This is a genomic window from Micromonospora sp. SD19 (genome assembly GCF_054462275.1).
In genome coordinates this window covers 644,405-662,242 of the sequence record NZ_JBTLMN010000003.1, presented here as the reverse complement: position 1 = coordinate 662,242, position 17,838 = coordinate 644,405, and the positions used below count along the sequence as shown (strand labels likewise).

General features: G+C 66.5%; 9 protein-coding genes. 2 read left to right on the top strand and 7 right to left on the bottom strand.

All coding sequences use genetic code 11. The annotated features are described in order from the left end of the window. Positions 1-1,003: 1,003 nt before the first annotated feature. Positions 1,004-1,534 (top strand): hypothetical protein, encoded by a 531-nt coding sequence (locus ACX27O_RS15380; protein WP_458939626.1) that lies wholly within the window; start codon positions 1,004-1,006, stop codon positions 1,532-1,534. An 11-nt stretch (positions 1,535-1,545) separates the two neighbouring features. On the opposite strand, the gene ACX27O_RS15375 is transcribed toward ACX27O_RS15380, so the two are convergent. Together ACX27O_RS15375 and ACX27O_RS15370 are read right to left on the bottom strand one after the other, a co-directional pair. Then, positions 1,546-2,367, bottom strand: coding sequence for a hypothetical protein (locus ACX27O_RS15375; RefSeq protein WP_458939625.1), 822 nt, complete (start codon positions 2,365-2,367; stop codon positions 1,546-1,548). A gap of 205 nt (positions 2,368-2,572) precedes the next feature. Then, positions 2,573-3,688 (bottom strand): hypothetical protein, encoded by a 1,116-nt coding sequence (locus ACX27O_RS15370; protein WP_458939624.1) that lies wholly within the window; start codon positions 3,686-3,688, stop codon positions 2,573-2,575. 187 nt (positions 3,689-3,875) lie between these two features. Here ACX27O_RS15370 and ACX27O_RS15365 point away from each other — a divergent pair, with 187 nt between their 5' ends. Next, positions 3,876-4,313, top strand: a complete 438-nt coding sequence (locus ACX27O_RS15365) for a very short patch repair endonuclease (RefSeq protein ID WP_458939623.1) — start codon at positions 3,876-3,878, stop codon at positions 4,311-4,313. Here ACX27O_RS15365 and ACX27O_RS15360 read toward each other — a convergent pair. The 5 genes from ACX27O_RS15360 to ACX27O_RS15340 form a co-directional block, all read right to left on the bottom strand. Continuing rightward, positions 4,310-5,734, bottom strand: a complete 1,425-nt coding sequence (locus ACX27O_RS15360; protein WP_458939622.1) for a DNA cytosine methyltransferase — start codon at positions 5,732-5,734, stop codon at positions 4,310-4,312. The two genes, ACX27O_RS15365 and ACX27O_RS15360, sit on opposite strands and share 4 nt — an antisense overlap. A gap of 626 nt (positions 5,735-6,360) precedes the next feature. Then, positions 6,361-11,811, bottom strand: coding sequence for a DEAD/DEAH box helicase (locus tag ACX27O_RS15355; RefSeq protein ID WP_458939621.1), 5,451 nt, complete (start codon positions 11,809-11,811; stop codon positions 6,361-6,363). Positions 11,812-12,726: 915 nt separating this feature from the next. Continuing rightward, complete coding sequence (locus ACX27O_RS15350) at positions 12,727-14,730, bottom strand: hypothetical protein (RefSeq protein ID WP_458939620.1); 2,004 nt, start codon at positions 14,728-14,730, stop codon at positions 12,727-12,729. A gap of 171 nt (positions 14,731-14,901) precedes the next feature. After that, positions 14,902-15,831 carry a hypothetical protein gene (locus tag ACX27O_RS15345; RefSeq protein WP_458939619.1) on the bottom strand — a complete coding sequence of 310 codons (930 nt, stop codon included), beginning with the start codon at positions 15,829-15,831 and terminating at the stop codon, positions 14,902-14,904. Positions 15,832-15,971: 140 nt separating this feature from the next. Then, positions 15,972-17,666 (bottom strand): hypothetical protein, encoded by a 1,695-nt coding sequence (locus ACX27O_RS15340; protein WP_458939618.1) that lies wholly within the window; start codon positions 17,664-17,666, stop codon positions 15,972-15,974. Between the last annotated feature and the right edge of the window lie 172 nt (positions 17,667-17,838).

The following is a 17,838-nucleotide window of genomic DNA, read 5'->3' as shown; positions in this document are numbered from 1 at the left end:
GGAACAACCTCGTCGGCTTGCTACCGAGTCGAGTGTCCGCAGGATCCGTCGGCGCGGCGTGAAAACTGGTTCTGGCACAGATTTTGTTACGCGTGCTCGCTGCGGTATCGGCTTGGGTCCGGGGGTGAAGATCATCGTGGCGTTAGCACGGTGCCCATGCGGCGGTTGGCCGACGTCAGGCTGGGCAGCCGTGAGGTGCCGCGCTGCACCTGTCGCCTCTGCCACTGAGCAGTTACAGCACGGCGATGGATCTCGGCATGCAAGATCCGCTGCAACCCTTATCCGACCTCCCGCCGCCGACAGGAAGACCACCACGTACGTCGTCGTCGGACTTCGACATCGGGGGCGAGGCCGCCGCGTCGCTATGGTGTTTCCCGGCGGACCTCGCTGCGCATCCATCTCGATCGAGCGGGCCCTGTGAGATCTCTCGGCAGGTTGTCAGCGGCGGATTCTCACGGGTGCCAGTAGATGACGTGGCCGACGCCCAATGGGGGGGACCCGTGTGTTTGGACCAACATGAAGGGCCTTCGTCGCCGTCCGCAACCAGCTACCCAGCTAGTCGACGTATGGCAATCGCCGAACACAGGAACGACTTGCCGCAGCACCGCCCAACGATGAGTGGCTGGCGTTTGTCGAGCGTGAAGCTGAGGCACTGCGACAGCGGCTGTCGGCCATCGAGATGAACCACGAGGCCCCACTAACCCGGATGGGGGCAACGATCCACACCGATGCGCTGACATCGGATGTCGCGGCGCACTGACCCCTCAACGCCGACGTAGCCTGCGGAGGTGCGGGCCCGTGACTGTTCGTCAACGTTGCGACGGCGACCACGAGCAATGCGGTGCGCTGAGCGGTCGGCTGCCGGACCGCGGACGCGTTCGGGCTGTGTAAGGCCGGGTTAGCACTCCTGTGGACTGAGCGACCCCCAGCAGGCGACGATGAAACACAGACGAATCCGCGCAACGGTGGATCCCGGCTGCGGGCGAAGGGATGGATGGTGGCCGTGACCTACGAGCAACTACCAGAAGTACTTCGACGATTCGATCGCAAGCCCACCGCGATCGTCGCGGAAGCGATCCCGACCCAGGTCCTGTGGATCTGTCTGCTGCAGCTGCCCAGCCTCGGCGGCCAGCTGGGGCTTACCGGCGTCCACGAGTGGCGCTTAGGGGGCCACGGAATAGGTGACATTAGCGGACGAGACGCCGACGACAAGATCGTTGCCCACATCGAATTGAAGTCGGCCACTGCCAGGGCGAACGTGGGATCCAGGTGCTTCGACGGGTGCGGACAGGAGCTGTACCAGCTTGAACACATGGCCCACCAGCCCTATGCCCAGATCGTCCTGGTCACACACAGCGCCCGCTTTCACATCGCGGAGAAAATGACTCAGCAGGCCGGCCTCGGGGAGCGGGTGCAGATCAAGTCCTTCGCGGATGTCGCCGACGCGACCGATCTCTCGCTGGCCCAGGACGGCACGCCACGCTCCCACTTGCTGGAGAGCCTGTTCGATGTGGAAACTGCGCTGCCGTCGTAAAGGCCCGCCGGTCAGGCGGGTTGGACCGGCGTGGCTTCCCGCCGGCCGAGATCGGCGTCGAGGATGGCGCTGAGCTGGATCGCGCCGATGTCTTCAGCCGGCGACGCCGTCGATTCGAGCATCAGCTGACCGCGGGTGTCGAGTTGTACTGGTGCGAGTGTCCTGCCCGCGTCGTCCAACTCCGCCAGGTCGTCGTCATCGACAACCTGCGACTCCCGGACGATCCTCAGCTGCTCGTCGCGGAAGAGTTCGGCGGCCCGAGCCGCACGGAGACGCTCCAGCGCCTCTTTCCTGCCGATGACGCGTCTGTGCGCGTCGAACACCTCTGCTTCGTGCACCACCTCCGCCAGCGGTGGCTGCACAGCGGTCGGGGCAGAGACCGCCGACGTACGAGTGGCTGCTTCCTTTGCGATGGTGGCCCGCCGGCGACCCGTCCAATCCTTGACGGCCTTCACCCTGGCCTTGGCCGAGGGAATCACGTCGTCGCTGAGCCATTCCAACACGACCGGCGTCGCCCGCCGGATCAATTCGCGCGTGACGACAACACCGGCTTCGACCAGGAGCGCCTTGAACTCCTCGCGCTCCCTGGAGCGGGGATCCGCCGAGTACCGGATGTGTGACTGCGGAGCACTGGTCGACATGACCTTTTCATGATCCGTCGGCGGCCGGAGCGTGGACTGCCCAAGAATCCTCGAATCCGGAGCGAGGAACCCGGATGTGAAACTGCCCGGCTCCTTCTGCGAGTGGAACAGGTTCGCCCCGGCCGGCCGCTTGACCCACATCAGTTCTTCCACCATCGCCGGTTCTTCCGGCCCTACCGGTTCTTCCTGCATCGCCGTCCTTGCCCTAGTCCACCCGTCCACCCTGGCGCGGGCCATCGCCGCAGACATGCGTGCCCCGGCCGTTCAGGGCACGCCACTCTGCTGAAGTTTCTCACCTCTCGTCAGTGGATCTCTCGCTTGCCATCAGTACTGGACAGCAGGCCGATTGGATGCTGGATGGGCAGGCCAGGGGCCTACGTCCCGACAGCTGACGAGGCTATCGATCGGCTACCTGCGTCAGCCAACCGGCCAGGCCGGCGAGACGTCCCGACTCAATATGCCCCAGGACCCGGCCGATACCCTTACCACGTGCGGGGACGGGCGCCCCGTACGCAGCATGCGGTCCAGCCGGGTTGACGTGAACGACGGCGGAGAACAGTGGGCTGTTCTGGCGGCGGACCTCGCAGGCCGCAGCAAGCCGGGCCGGGTCGAACTCGTTGGTGATAAGCACGTAGTCGAAGTCCTCGCCCGCCTCCTCAAGCTCGGCATAGTCTCGGAAGTCGCTGACGAACTGCTCCTCCCGGTCACTTCTCACACTCCACTTGCAGGAGACGAGCGTCCGCCTGCCAGTGACCTGGTGAACGAGTGCGAGATCCACCTGTCTGGGCTTGCTGTTGGCCCTTGGCCTCCGGAAACCCGGCACTTGGTGAAGCAACGGACGAACAAGAATGGTGTGGGTGTCGGCGATGGCCGGGATGCGGTTCAGGAGCGCGCTCACGGTGTCTTCAAAGCCTTCACCGACCAGGTTCTTTCGCTTGTTCTCTAGGCCGATGTGGGCGTAGATCCTCTCCGTTAGCGTCCTGAGGGCGACTGTTGACGGCCGCTGCGCGAGGAACGGATCGAGCACTCCGGTGATGATCGACTCTAGTTCGGGGTCCTCGCCGGGTTCGGCCAAGCCCATGCCCTCGAAGGGCTGGCGTTGGCTGGTGACGGTTTCCAGTAGTCGCGTGCGGGTCTGGGCGGCGACCTGCGCAAGATCAGCGGTGGCGTGTCGGAAGAGGTAGTCGATGTGCTTGTCCAGCTCGCCCGGCGGCGCCCCGAGTGCTTGCGCCGACCAGACGTGGAAGGCGAGGCTGCGTGCGTACCAGGGGCGGCCGGGCTGGCACTTGTCGCTTTCGTAGCAGTGAGCGAGTCCTGTGGTGCGGTCGATCCAGAGCAGCAACCGGTAGACATGTCGCCAGGCGTTCTCCGGGCTCACTGCCTCGGCGCTAGAGAAGTACCGTTGCAGCAGCCGGGCGCGGTTTTCCTCGCCGAAGGCGCGGGCACTGGCCTCACGTGTCGGGCCTTCGGGTGCGTCAACCAGCCCCGGTATGGCCACCTGATCTCCAACCACTTGCCGAGGGTACTAGGCATGTCCATACTTCGGTGCCCTGTAGGGGCTGAGACGTCCTGGTAGACGTGCAGGAAGTGATCCGGTTTGTGCAATAGTTGCCAAGTCGTCAGCCATGAGCGGGCGTAGGCGCCTCGTTGCCTGTTTCGCTCGGGTTGAATCGGGAGACTCGGACGGAGCGTACGGAGCTATGCCTGACCATCTGTCAAAGGCGGGACGCTCGCGCGTGATGGCTGCCATCCGGTCCAAAAACACCAAGCCGGAGTTGATGCTGCGGCGGGCGTTGCGAGCCTCAGGCGTGACCGGCTATCGAATCCACTGCGCATCTCTTCCAGGAAAGCCGGACATCGCCTACACGCGCTGGCGCCTGGCCATATTCGTGGACGGCGTTTTCTGGCATGGCCATCCGGATCATTTCAAGCCGGAATTGGCCAGCCAGTACTGGCGGGACAAAATCGCGCGGAACCAGAAGCGAGACCAAAGGAACGACGCCGCGCTTACTGCTATGGGATGGACTGTTCTAAGGTTTTGGGACACGCATGTCAAGGACGACGTTGATGGTGTTACCCGGGTTGTAACCGCCGCACTGAGGGAGCTCGGCCGGCCGGGCGCTCCAACCACCGGCTAGGCGCCGGCTGCACCAGGACGGGCTGGCTCCTTCTCCGAGGAAGACGGCGAAACCGTCTGCACACCCTGCTCGCGACAAGCGTCGATAAGGGACTTGACCCTTTGCGCGATTTCCTCTGCAAGCAACGGCGGCACGGCGTTACCCACCTGCCGGTAGCGGGAGTGCGCCTGGCCACCGTCAATGCGTCCAGGGAGGGGACCGCGCCGAGGATCGGTTGTGAACACGAAATGGTCGGGGAAGGACTGCAGACGCGCGAACTCCCTGACGCTCAGGGCACGTGGCATTCGATAGTGGTAAGCCGAATCGGCCTTAGTGTTTAGCGTCCAGGCCCACACGCCGGGGTGGAGGCGACGATATGCGTAAAAGTGCGCCCGCCCGAGTTTGCCACTGTCCGTGCTCGGTCCCCACTTCTCGCCACTGATGTAGCGAGCGGTCAAGGCTTCAGTGAGGTCTCGGTGGTTGCCGCCGGCTGGAATACCCTTTAGTCGTGTGACCGTGTCGGAGTTGATTCGAGGGACACTGACGTTCCAAATCCTTTCCTCCAGCTGCTTCCGCATCAAGCGCTGGTATGCGGACTCGGCTTCCTTCATTTCTCCGATGGGCATCGCCTCTTCGCGTCGCCCAGCTTTCAGATTCCAGAGGTCTGAGAGTGCCTGGCTAGCCGTAACAACAGAGGTATTGTCCGGGTCTTCAAGCGCCTTGAGCAGGGCCGCTGCCCGCACTTCGTCGCGACGTGTTTCGACTGCGTACTTGCCCTTGCTCTGGCGAACCAGGGCGAGGTGAAGGGTTGCTTCCGTCCCCTTGAACAGTGGCGGGGTCTCCCCCAGGTCACTTCGTAAGCCGACGAACACCAGACGCTTGCGGGCCTGCGGAACGCCGAAGTCAGCGGCGTCAAGAAGGTTCGGCCGAACCTTGTATGCGCCGTCAAGCTCGAGGTCCTCTTTAACCTGCTCCAGCACGCCCATCTGGGCCATGCCCGGCACGTTCTCCATGACGAATGCGAGCGGCCGTAGCTCTCCGACAGTTTTGACGAACTCCCGGTACAGGGAGTTACGGGGATCGTCGATGATTCGCGAGTGATTTCGGACCTGTGAGAAGGCTTGGCACGGCGGGCCACCCACGACCACATCGACGCCCTGCCCTGCCTCGATGATGCGTTCATGCACCTCAGGCAGCCTGATATCACCACAGATGGCTTGTGCCTCTGGGAAGTTGAGGGCGAACGTCGCGCAGGCGTCCGGGTCGATGTCGCTGGCGCCCACGATCTCGAAGCCAGCCTGCTGGAATCCTTGGGAAAGGCCGCCGGCGCCAGCGAATAGGTCGAGTACGCGTGGCTGCTGTGCGGGCAGGAAGTCGACTGGAGCGCTCGGCGCCGTGTCGCCTTCGAGTCCGGGCAATGGCAGTGCCAGTTGCGTGACCACGCAGCCCCCTTCGACCCGTCCCGTCACGCCGCGTACGCGCGGTGCTACAGCAGGCCCAATTCTGGTCCTGGCCGCACGTAACGAGCGGCCGCCGCGCCGGGTGGCGCGCCTGTCATATTTGATCCTCTCCTACACCCGTTCGACAAGTCGTCGTCTGGCTCGGCTGCGCGCCGACGTGAGCCACGGCGTCAACGGCGATCGACCGGCGTTCTGGGCGCCAACCCGAGCACCAGCGATGATGAGCGCCGAGCACCCTGCTGGGGCGGGCAGTTGTCAACGCTGCGCGAGTTGAGGCGCCTTCGAGGCACGCCTTAAATAGCCACCCTGCCGAGGCAGTGTGCAGTCCGTCACGGCCCGTCCTAGATTCCGAATGAAGCCACTGCAACTGCGCTCCAGGGGTGCAGGCCCTGCCTCCGGCACGGATGACTTCCCGGCGTGCCAGCTGACCATCGGCAGATGACGACGGGGCGGGGTCGGCCCGGCCAAGGCTGCACCGGACCCTTCGACGACCGCCGCCCTGTCGCACAGCGTTCGCGGCAGATCCTCTGGGCCACTGCCCTGCCCCGCACTCCGACCGAGGGCAACGTAAGACTCCGGGCTTGAACTAGGGTTTTGAGGCGAAGCGCCTACGTCAGTGTCCGTGCGAGCGAACCCATCAGGTATCCGGGTGCGCGTTCCAGGGCGTAGCTATCGGCGGCGACAATGGCGTCGAGCTCGGTGACAGTGTCACGAGCGGCGGCGGCCGCGTTGGCGAGTCGTCCGCTGGCAGACTCTGCGTCGTAGGCCTCTAGCGGATGCTTGACGATGATTGCGATACGGCCGTGGGCGGGGTGGCTGAACACGGCGGTCGGCGCAGGCAGGTCGTCAAGCAACTGGGCACCGTAGGTTGTGGCCCATGCGGTGACGGCCCGTCGCTCTACCTCGACATCTGGGACGAGTGGCCCTCCCCGAAGCAGGCCGAACAAATCCCGCGCCAGTCGCCAGTCGAGCAGCGTGTGGTAGGCCATGTTGGAGTAGTCCCGTAGGCACCGGTAGCAGGAGCCGGTGCAGGCTGCTGCATGGCCCGGTTCCTCGAACTCGGTGAGCCGGGCCTGTATGTGGTGTAGGAAGCGAGGGAGCGTGCCTGGTGACCCGAGGTGAGTGCTAAAGCCGGCACCGTTCTCGAGGGTGTCGGCGAGGAAGGCGTACGTGACGGGTTGCCGGTCGTCGTCGGCGCCGGTGTAGATGCCTGCGCTCAGCTCTTGCGGCTGGATGTCGAGGTAGCTGGCAGCGGCGGCGCGTAGCAGGAAGGCTAAGGAGTACCAGGCGGCTCGCCGCCCGGCTGTTTCGTCAGGTGCGCCGCTTGGCTGCTGCAGCCCCTGTTCCAACGTGAGCCGCAGCCCGGGGAATCGGTAGCCGGGCGCTGCGCCGGCGAACAGGAAGTCGGTGGGCTGCACGGCGCCCAAGGCGACCTGGATCGGATCGCCTGATGCATTCTCGCTGCGGACAAGGTTGCCGGTAACGGCGTCTGGTGACAGATAGCCTAGACAGTTGCCGCTTACCGGCGTGAGGGCAAAGAGGCGGCCGCCGTTGTCGTTGACGGTGTAGCGGGTCCCGGGGCCGCTGTAGGCGGCGACGGCGCCCTCCTCGTGGTGCGTGAGATCCGAAAGAGTGGCGTGGGCGCGCGCCGCCATTGTGCGGGGCGACCATGTGAAGTTGCCGTCGAAGTCACGGCGGTACCCGGCGCGAAAGCCGAGGGGTTCCCGTAGTTCAGTCGGTCGGTAAGCAGGCTGCTGGGCGCCGCACCGCGGGCAGGTTTCCAGACCGTTCGCTGGGTCGGGCAGCGCTGCCAGCAGCTCGATGTGGGAGCAGGTCTTGCATACACCGACGAACCGCGGTGTGGCGAGCGGCTCCGCGACGGCGCGGGGGCGGGGCATCACGGGGTCGAAGGCGCAGATTCCGACGGCCGGGTAGACCCAGCCATCGCGGACAACTTCGCTCATCGGAGCAAACTGTGACACAGCGATGGCGACGTCGCGGTCGATGACGGCGGATGGAGGCCATGGGTAAGACCGAGTGGGCTTGCGCAGGTAGAGATAGCGAACCCGGCTCGGGAAGCCGAACATCGGCAGCACGCCGGATTCGGCTAGCCGCTGGCTTAGATCTGGGTGCCCGCTGTCCTGGACGGCGACATCGCTGATCCGGTCCAACAATGCCGGGACCCATGCGTCAGCATCGAACCCTGCAACTCCGCCGTGGCAGCGGGCAGCTAGCGCCCTGGCGGCAGCATCAACGCTAGGCCGGTTCTGCTCGATCCAACCCACCACATGCCGGCGCGCGCGCTGCCAATCGGCGGCTGGCCCGAACTGGCCATGGGAATTGTTGGTGAGGTCGGGCAGGACCTGGTTGGCTACAAGCGCGGGCCCAAGGCTCGCGAACGCCATCCGTAGGACCTCTGCAGCGAGGACCCGTTGAAAGATCTCGGGCCGGTCGAGCGCAAGGTACGGAGCGGGCGTGGGCTCGTTGGTGATCAGGTCAGGGCGGTCGAAGTAGTACTCGTCGTGGCTACGCCCGCGACAGACAGTGAGAGCAACGGCAACTGGCGCGCCACGTCGGCCCGCACGGCCGACCCGCTGCTGGTAGTTGAACCGGGTGGGCGGCATGTTTGCCATGACGACGGCCGATAGGTCGCCGATGTCGACGCCAGCTTCCATCGTGGTAGTGACCGACAGCAGGTCGATCCCGTTCGGCAGCGGAGGCTCTCCGGTGCCGCCGAGGAAGATTCCCTGAAACCGGGCTTGTCGCGCTTGGGACTCCACCCTGCCGGTCTGGCCGGTCAGCTCGGCGCACGCCAGGCGGAACATGCCCTGCCCGTTCGACGCCTTCCATGTGTAGTAGTCGTCTTCGTGTGACACCGGTTCCGGCTCGTTAGGCAACCGCCGTTGGCAGCCGGTGCAGATCCCGATGCCGCGGGCAAGGTGCTGGCGCCGGCACGATTGGCATCGCCAGGCGCCCTTGCCCGGCGGCCGCAGGGTGACCCGCTCTGGCCGGATTACGTACTCGACAACCGCGTCGCCCCATGTGGCGCGGACGAGTTGCTCAACGGCTGCTGCGGTGCTGTCGAGTTCCCGAGCTGCGGTTTCCCAGAATTTCCGCAGCCGCGCCGGTGGTTGGATAGAGCCGTCCCGAAGGCCGGTAAACCGGCGCATCTGGGCCAACACGCGAAGGCTGGCCCGAGCTACAGCACGAGCGCTGTCCGGGGGTAGGTCAGCGTCCTCGGTGTCGTCTTGTAGCGCGAGCCAGCCCAGCCCGAGGGACTCGAAGTCGCGGCCAGCGCCGGAAAACAGGCCTTCAAGCATCTCCTGTCGTAGTTCCTGTTGGATGTCGTCGAGGAGAGCCTGCTGGTTGGCGCTCAAGTTGCTGGCTTGGACGGGGGCCTGGCCGGCCCACCGGTAGAGCGTCGTCCACGGCTGTTCGCTGCGGTCGGCCTGCAACGACGCCTTCGGGCCCCCCGGGTTGATCCCCATGGCCAGCAGGTCGCCGGCCAGGTCTCGAGCCAGGTTCTCGACGCTGGGCTGGCCGGCGAGATCGCTTCGCAGCGCGGCTTCTGACGACGGGTCGGCGTGGGGCGCTTTCTCCCAGATGTCGCATAGAGACTGGAAGCTCGCGGCGTTACGCTGGCGAAGCCGGGCGACTGCAGCCCACGTGTCGTCGTCTCGTGGGCCCTCCTGGTAATGCCTCCGGGCGAGCTCGAGGTCCCCGCTGCCTGCTGCGGGCTGGCTGACTCTCCGGTGTAGCAGCAGCCGCAACAGGTCCTGATAGTGGCGCAGCCCAATGCCCGCAGCTAGCTTCGCCGCATCCTGGCGACTGTCGGAGAAAATGATGCTCTTGCGTTCCTCGACCGGCAGGTGTCCTGCCATCTGCGTGATCAAGACTTGGTTGATCTTTTCGAAACCGGTGCGCATGGTGCGGATCGGGGACCGCTGGCGGCGCCGGTCGGTCAGCGGCAGGGGACCATTGCGGTCGCGGCGGATCTCCCAGTCATCCCCACACCCAGGGCATCGGGTCGGGAACGGCTGCAGGCCGTCAGCGCCAATCGCCGCCACACCACGCCGCAGCCCAGCAGAGCTGACGTGGAAGCTCCATCCGGTGAAACCGCGCTCGCCATTGGACAGCCGCCCAGTCGCCGAATCCAGGCGACTGCGCCGGTATTCGAAGGTGACATTGCCACCATCGGCGGTCCAACGGCGGTCGGTCTCCAACGGGACCGTGCGAGGCCAGTACACGATGTAGTTGGCGGCCGTCGGGTTGAGGACAACCTGGTCCGGCAGCTTCGACAGGTCGGGCACGTCGGCAAGAAGGAACGTATCGACGGATCGCTTGGACAATTCGTCCTCAGGGGCGAAGCCGCCCAACAGGACGTCGCCACAGGTCTGGCAGTAGAGCAACTCCAGCACGCGGCTGCCGCACTGGCACCGGCTGGCCGGCTGGGCGTAAAGCCGACCAACAGTGCGCCCGTCATAGGCGTCGCCTTCGACAGCGGTGCAGCCCGCGTCGGTGCAAGCCCAGATACCTGGGACGTTACGAAACATCAAATGGGCCCGGATGCGGGGAAGCTTGCTGCCCGGCAGCGTACCGGCTGAACGTAGGCCAGCGAGCAGGCCGCGCAGCGCCTCGTCCCGCTGGGCTGGTTCACAGGCAGGGAACAACCGACGTGCGAGCAGCGACGTCTCCTGAGCTACTGGGCTAGCGGCTGACGCGCCATCCGGGCTCGAGAGGCATGCGGCGGCGAACGCGTCGGCGGCGCCGGTCTCGGCCAGCACGGCTGCGCATTCCTCAGGCGCCTCCTGCCCGGTCAGCCTCGTGAGACGCGAAGCCTGAGGAGACACGTTGACCTGGGCGGCTGCCGGTCGAACGAGCTCGCCGGGGACAAAGTCGAAACTTTCCCGGGGAAGGGCGAAGAACTCCTCGAGGAAGCCCGCATCCCGAGCCGGATCCAGCGATGCGGAGGCAGCAAGGACGCGGATCCGCTCGGGGGCGTCCGACAGCCCTAGCCGGTGGCGGAGGTTTCGCAACAGGTAGGCGACCTCGGTGCCGGCCGTGCCGCGGTAGGTGTGCAGCTCGTCGATGACCAGCGTGAATCGCGTCGAGGGATCGTCTTGCAGCCATCGCCGGGTGCTGTCGAAGAACGCCGCGTCACGTTCGCGCAGCAACATGACGTTGAGCATCGAGTAGTTGGTAATCAGGATGTCAGGCGGAGCGTCGAGCATGTCCCACCGGGAGCGCATCTCCGCCCCGTCTAACTGTGGGAGGAAGGCACGGTCCTTCTCGCGGCGGATCGCTGCGCCCCGCCGACTCGTCTGCAGCAGGTCTTCGCGCAGCTCCTCCAAGGCGGCGGCGTTGCCGGGTGCTCCGGTCACCGGTGTTTGGCCTGTGTAGCGGCCGAAGTAAAAGCGGTGGCCGTTGCGATGGCTGTCCAGCCACGCACGGGCCTGGCTGCTGTCCAGCGCGCGGCGAAGCCGGACGAGCTGATCGTCGACGAGGGCGTTCATCGGATACATCACGAGCGCGCGTACCGCCGCAGGCCGGCCCGTCTCGCCCTGCCGCTGCGGCACGAACGGAGCTCCGGGAGTTTCCCACCACGGTCGGTGCGGGGCCGGGGTACCGGACCAGCCACGCGACTCGCTCAACAGGCTGGCCAGGATCGGCAGCACGAAGGCCTCTGTCTTGCCTGAGCCGGTTCCCGCCGTCACGACGGTGTTCCGGCCAGCCGTCAAGCCGCTGCGTAGCGCCTGCTCCTGGTGCCGGTATAGCGGCCGGCCAGGCGGGATCAGGCCGCACGCGGCGAACGCCGCGAGCTCAGGCACTGCACCGGTAGCAGTCGCGGAGGCCGTCATGTCGTGCGGAACGACGGCGTAGTCGGGCCGCATCTCGATGAGCGGCCGGCGCCAGGCGCCCCCATCGCGGTCAAGGAGCGCACGGCGCTCTCGCACGAGTCGCTCGTCTTTGAGCCCGAACGGCGTGTCGTAGTAGCGAAACAATGCATCGCGCAGGGCGTCGAAGGTCGCCAGCGCATCGAGGCTCGCAGGTCCCGTCATTGTTCCTCCAGGCGGTGCCCCAGCGAGCCTGCCAGCTGCCGCGCCAGGCTGAGGGGCACGTTGTCGAAGGCGACCGTTTCGGCGCGGTCGGTCAAGCGGGGCGGCAGGCCCGTGCACAGGGCGGCTGCAGCGGCATGCAGGGGTGGCAGCGGTGCTCCGTAGTCTACGAAAAGTGTTCCTGCCTGTTCCCTACCAGGCTCGGCCCGCCAGCGCAGGGGCTGGGCGCCACACGCGGCAAGCACAAGATGGATGCCCTCTGCGTACGTGGTCCGGTGCCAGGCACCGGCGCGCTGCAGCAGGTACGCCATCCGGCCGTCGCGGCGCAGGCGGTACAGGCCCTCGCCTGCGCCGGCCGCTCGGGCTGAGACGGGCTCCCACGCCCGCCTGAGGGGCGCGTAGCACTCCACTGTCGCGTTTCCGCTGGCCGGTGGTGCCGCAGCATCCCCCGGCCGGATGACAGCGATGCTGCTTCCAACCTGAAGAGCCGAGCAGGGCACGTACCGGGCTCCCAACCGGCTCGCCAGCTCGGGAAGCTGGGCCGGGGAGTCGTAGGAAATCAACACGGCGGACGGCGGTGGGAGTGCCGTGCTACGCCCTGGCCGCGACGCGAACGTCACTGCGAGGTCCTCGCTGGCCAGCCGGTCGAGCACGCTGGCAGGGCGGGCGCCGGCTAGAAGGGCGGTGCCATCCGACTGGGGCAACCGAGTGATCACCGTTGGTGCTGCCTGCCAGGAGCCGGCAGTCCAGTCGACGCGTGCAAGGCACATGGTCTCGGCGTCCCTGAGCCACCGGCCGGCGCTGAATCCCCTCGTATCGCGGTGCCCGTGCTGGCCCGTCGCCGCGAGCCACCTGATCCGCGTAGACAGGTCATCGAGGCTGCCGTGCTGGACTTCGCTCATCCAGCGGGCCAACAGGTCAGCGTCCAAGGAGGTTCTCCGCGGCCTGCGTGTACAGCCGCCAGCGGTCCTGGTCGCTTGTGATCCGCGTTGCCGGACCCAGCAGACGTCCCCACACTTCCTGAGCGGCAGCGGTTAGCTGGTGCATGGCGGGGAGGGTGGGATGCACCGGCCGGACGCGCCACCCTAGCTGCGACCGCTCGGCGATCCATGCGGTCCCGCGCGGCGGGACGTATTCGAACCGGTACGTCGCTCCGATATCCATGAGGCCCTTCAGCCATGCCGGGACAGCGGGCTCTTCGACGAGTGCAACGGTCCCGTCATCGAGCAGCGCGTAGGCCTCCTGGATGCCGCGGCGAACCAGCACCGGCTGGCCACCAGGGTCTCCCGTGCCTACCCATGCGCCTTGTACGGCGGCTCCGGCCGGATCTACCGGCACCGCCCCGGCACCGAGCGTCTGGACCACAGTAAAGCTGAGGTCCGTCCGGTCAGCGGTCAGCTCATGCCTCCCCCCAGGAAGCGGACCCAGCACCCGAAGCGGTACCGGAAAACCCGCAGCCCTGAACTCCTGCTCAACGCCATCCAACACAGCGCGGACCATTCGCGTCTGCTCACCGGCAGGCAGCAGCATGTCAGGCTCGCCGCCAGCAAGATAGTGGCGACGGCCCAAGCCTCGCCCCACCGGAAGACCGTGGCATAGCACCGGCAATATCCCCGTGTCCTGGCGCAGCGCCGAGGCCACTCCCTCCCGCAAGCCCGGCAGAGCACCCTCGACCACAGCTGGATTGGTGATGCGCACGTTGAGGAAGGTCACCCAGCCCGACAGCAGGGACACCCTCGCCGGTTTCCAGCCCGCAGCCGCAGAGGCCTCGAGGATCCTGCTGACCTCAGCTTCGGCAGCCTCGGCGACCAATAGCACCTGATCCTCGAAGGCAACCACCCCGGAGTGCGCCGCCCAAGCACCGATCGTGGGGTCCTTGCGCATCGCCACAACGTCGGCAGCCGGAACGTGCAGCGCGAGCTGCGTACCGCGAGCGTGCAGGCCACTTCGAAGAGTCCCTGAGAAGGTGGGCAGGTCCCCGTCCAGGTCATAAAGATCGCCGTCTCCCCGGACAGACAGCTTCAACTCTCCACCGCCGGGCAGTTGCACCACGTCCTCGTCAACGCCCGCCACACGTTCTACTTCCCACCACATCGACCACGAGTCGGTATCGACGCAGGCACGCAACCGGGCACGCCGCAAACCTGCCCGCTCGCGGACCAGCCCGTCCCAGTGCTCCGCTAGTGACGACACCACCCCGCCCAGAAGCTGCGAGTCGGCGTCGTTCTGCAACGCCGCCACTAGCCTGGGCGACAGTCCACGCGGCCGGCTGGCCCAAATGCGCAGGTGGTAGAGGATGCTCTCCACATTCGGAACGCCACCACGACCAATGCCAAGCGCTGCGAAAAACTCTGTCAGCCGGTAGCGGTCCTCGGCGCGAACAAGCGCCTGGGACAGCGGGTAGCCGATGCGGTGGAAGTGTCCCCCGGTCCGGATAGTGCTAATCCCCCGCTGGCCCTCCATCCCCTCGAGCCAGTCGTGCAGCACACGCCACAACGCTGCGACTACGTCGAAGGCCTGCGAAAACCGGTCTCGCAAGCGAGCGAGATCGTCTGGTGGGGCGCTGGGCTTCAACGCTTCCGCTAAACGGATGTAGTAGGCATTTGGCGCCGAACGCTCGTCGCGGTGCATCCGAGTCGCGGCCAGCACGGTGACGGCAAGCAGCGGTAGGCACGGCGGCGGCTCGGCGCGACTACCCCTACGCCACCGCGTCACCGCAGCCTCCACCGGACCGAACAGCCGCGCCTCGTCGGCCAGGCGCAGATGGCGCGTCACTGCATCGGTAAGCGAACCGGAGCCGCCAAGTTCCGCGAGTTCCTCGTCACTGGCGAACAGAAGCACGGGCCGGCCAGCCTGGGCCTTACCGAAGTACCGGCAAGCCAGTATCTCCTGCCACTGGGCATAGCCATCCGGCCCCGTCATGGTCCCAACGTATCGGTTGGCTACGAAGAATTCTTATCGGCGAACCTACCTAGTTCGCCGCCGTCTGGCCGTCGTGTACCTAGCTAGATGGCCCGAAGTTCTGGGCCGGAGCAGCGTCTTCACCGATGTGCGGCTGACTCAAAGGTATTCGACCACTTGAGCACGGGGTGTTCACCACCAGCGGCGCCTGACCTTGATCTCGCGTACGGGTATCTCGGAGGGGTGTAGGGGGCGTTCGATAACGGGGCGGATCGTGTGGGGTGTGATGCGGTCGCGTTCGTGTTCCTCGGCGAAGCGGGCGGCCTGGTCGTGTTCGCCGAGGTTGTCTAGGGCCTTGAGGAGGTCGGTTACCAGGATGTCGAGGCGGTGGGTTTCGGCTTCTGCGGCGAGGAACCGTTCGTGGTGGGTGACTGCTCGGTGGCCGCACCACTGGCGTAGTAGTTCGTGGCGGGGCCGGTCGTGGCGGCGGTACCAGTCGTACTCCCATTCCGGTGTCGTCGACCGGTTGTCGCGGCCGACGCGGTAGTCATTGCCGAACTTGCATTTGTGGCGGGACTGGGCTTCCTGCTCGATGACGAGGTCGAGGACCTGGGTCGGATGGGCACGGCACGCGGCCTCGACCAGTTGAAGGGTGCCGGCCGGTGACAGGATGGTCCGGCCGTCGTGGTCGAACCATTCAGCCGAGGCGAGGATGTCGTCGATCGGGCCGTCGATGATCGCGCTCAGCCGGGCCCTGTCGCGGATGTCGGTGGCACATGACACCGGGGACCAGAGCAGTTCGGCTACGTCATCGCTGATCAAGAGGTCGAAGATCTCCTCGACGCAGGCTTCCTCTGTACGGTCGAGGCTCAGATCGTCGATGCGTTGCCAGTTCGCCATCAGCGCGTCGAAGGTCCCGACCTCGCTCCACGGGACCCGCAGCCGCGACCCGGGGACCTTCTCCACCCGTTCGTCGGGGTCGTCGAGGAATCTGATCTCGAGGCGGGCGCTCGTCTTCTTCGGCTCGACAGACAGGATGCGGACGCGTTCGGACGGTGCGTGGTCCGACTGCCGGTACGCCCATTCGTCACCGACGGTGAAGCAGGAGGGGTCGATTCTCATCCAGCCGTCCTTCGGGTAAGCGTCGCTTGTCGCGTGGTACCGGGTCGTGCTGGCGGTTCACGCCGCGATGGCGGCAGGTCCCGGCGCAGGCTCGTGCGCATCCGGCCGGAGTGTGGTGGCGGTTGAGGTGTAGACGCACCTCAGGCGCCGCGGTCGCGCAGCCCGTGGTGCCACGATTCCGCCTGTCGGCGGATGCCGGCGTGGGCCTGCCGGTCGTAATCGGGGCGGTGCTCCTTGCGTGGTCCGTGGGGGCTCCACTCACCGAGGAACGGGCGCAGGTCGTCGGGTCCGGGTTCGGGGTTGTAATCGACGTCAGCCAGCACACGGGGACTGCGGATAGGGTCGATCCGGTCGGCGGCGGCCCTGCCCCACGCGACCCAGCTGGTGAGGTACCCGCCGGCGCCGGTCCGCCCCTCGGCCGCTTGTTCAAGGGCGGTGCAGAACGCGCGGATGTCAGCTGCGGTGGTCCATGCCTGGTAGGCGTTGCGGAAGGTTTCCGCGCGGATCTTGTCGACGGCCTGGACGCGGGCGTCGGCCATCGCGGCGTGCCATTGCGCGAGGGTGGCCTCCTCCTGCCGTCTGCGCTCGGCCGCGGCTTCCTCCTGCCGCCGCCGGTGCTCGGCCGCGGCCTTCTCCCGCGCGGCTTCGGCTGCCCGCCGTTGCTGTTCGTCGGCGGTGACGCCAGCCTCGAACCCTTGCATGATCTGCGCGACGCGTTGTTCCAGACGTACGCGTGGGGTGTCGGTCCAGGTGTCCCGGTTGTCGTGTCCGGCCCGGGCGATCTCCAAGCGGAGCCTGCCGGAGTCGACGACGTCGAACTCCGCGGGTTTCATCCACGGCCGCAGGCGCAGCACCTTCAGCTCCTCGGCGGTGGGTTCGTGCGGGACCTGGTCGCGTTCCTCGGTCAGGGTGACCGTGCGTCGGACCTGCCCCGCCTGGAGGAACATCCGCGGGTGTTTCGCCTTGGTGTTGACCCCGAGCCGGTGCCCACGCCGGGCCGCCTCGCCGGCGAGCTGCCGGATCAGCAGCATCGCCCGGGGCAGTGAGTCCGAGCTGACGGCGAGGCTGGTCGGATCGGCTTCGAGAGCCGTGAACGCCAACTGCGGGTCGGTGGTGACACGTCGGGTGTTGAGCCGGATCCGGTTCCAGTCGGTCTCGTCCGGACCGGCATCGGTATACAGGCGGATGACGATGTCCCCGGCGTCACGGCCAGTGTGGCGCAGATGGTGACCCGACGGCACAAGTCCCTGCTGCTTGAACGCGTGAATGATCCGGCGGTACCGCGCCCGCGTTCCACTGTCGGGACTCTCGATACGGACCATGCCGCCCCCGTGCTGTAGGCGGTCGAGCAGTTCGCGAGCCGATCGCAGCAGGTCCTCCGACGAAGCGCCGCCGGCGATGCCGCCGGGTGGCGGCGTCTCCGACCGCGGGAGGGAAGCACGGTGGTTGGGATGATCGGGATGGTGGCCATGCTCAAGGTAGAAGCGGCCGGCATCGGTCGAGCACGCCCTCCACACCCCTGCCTTGCGTGTCACCGTGACCAGGTTCCGGTCCTGCAGCGCACGCGCCGATCGGCGGTACTCGACGCCGTCCGGGCCGCTGAGGTCATCGCCGCCGTGGATCCGGCGAAGCAGGTCGAGCTGCCGCTCACTGAGCGAATCCCATCGCTGCACCACCCGACAGTAAGGGTCAAGGCGTACTCGATGGAGCTGGACACGGCCGTATATGGCAGCCCCGGTCCGAAGATCGAACCGCACTGTCGGCTCTGCCTGAAACTGACCCGTGGTTTCGGAACCCGCCCGAACAGAGGGGCCAAGGTCGAACGGCGTTGACACCGAACAGGATCGGGCTGTCTGCGAACTACGAGCCTGTAGGCGGGTGGCCCCTCAACTCTTTTGGCAGGGAGAAACGGGCGGGCTCGTCGTACGCGATCAGGCTGTGCGGTGTGATGAGCGGTGCAACGCTGGTTGCGAGTGCGGCGCCGACTTCTGCGGTGGAGATGGTCAG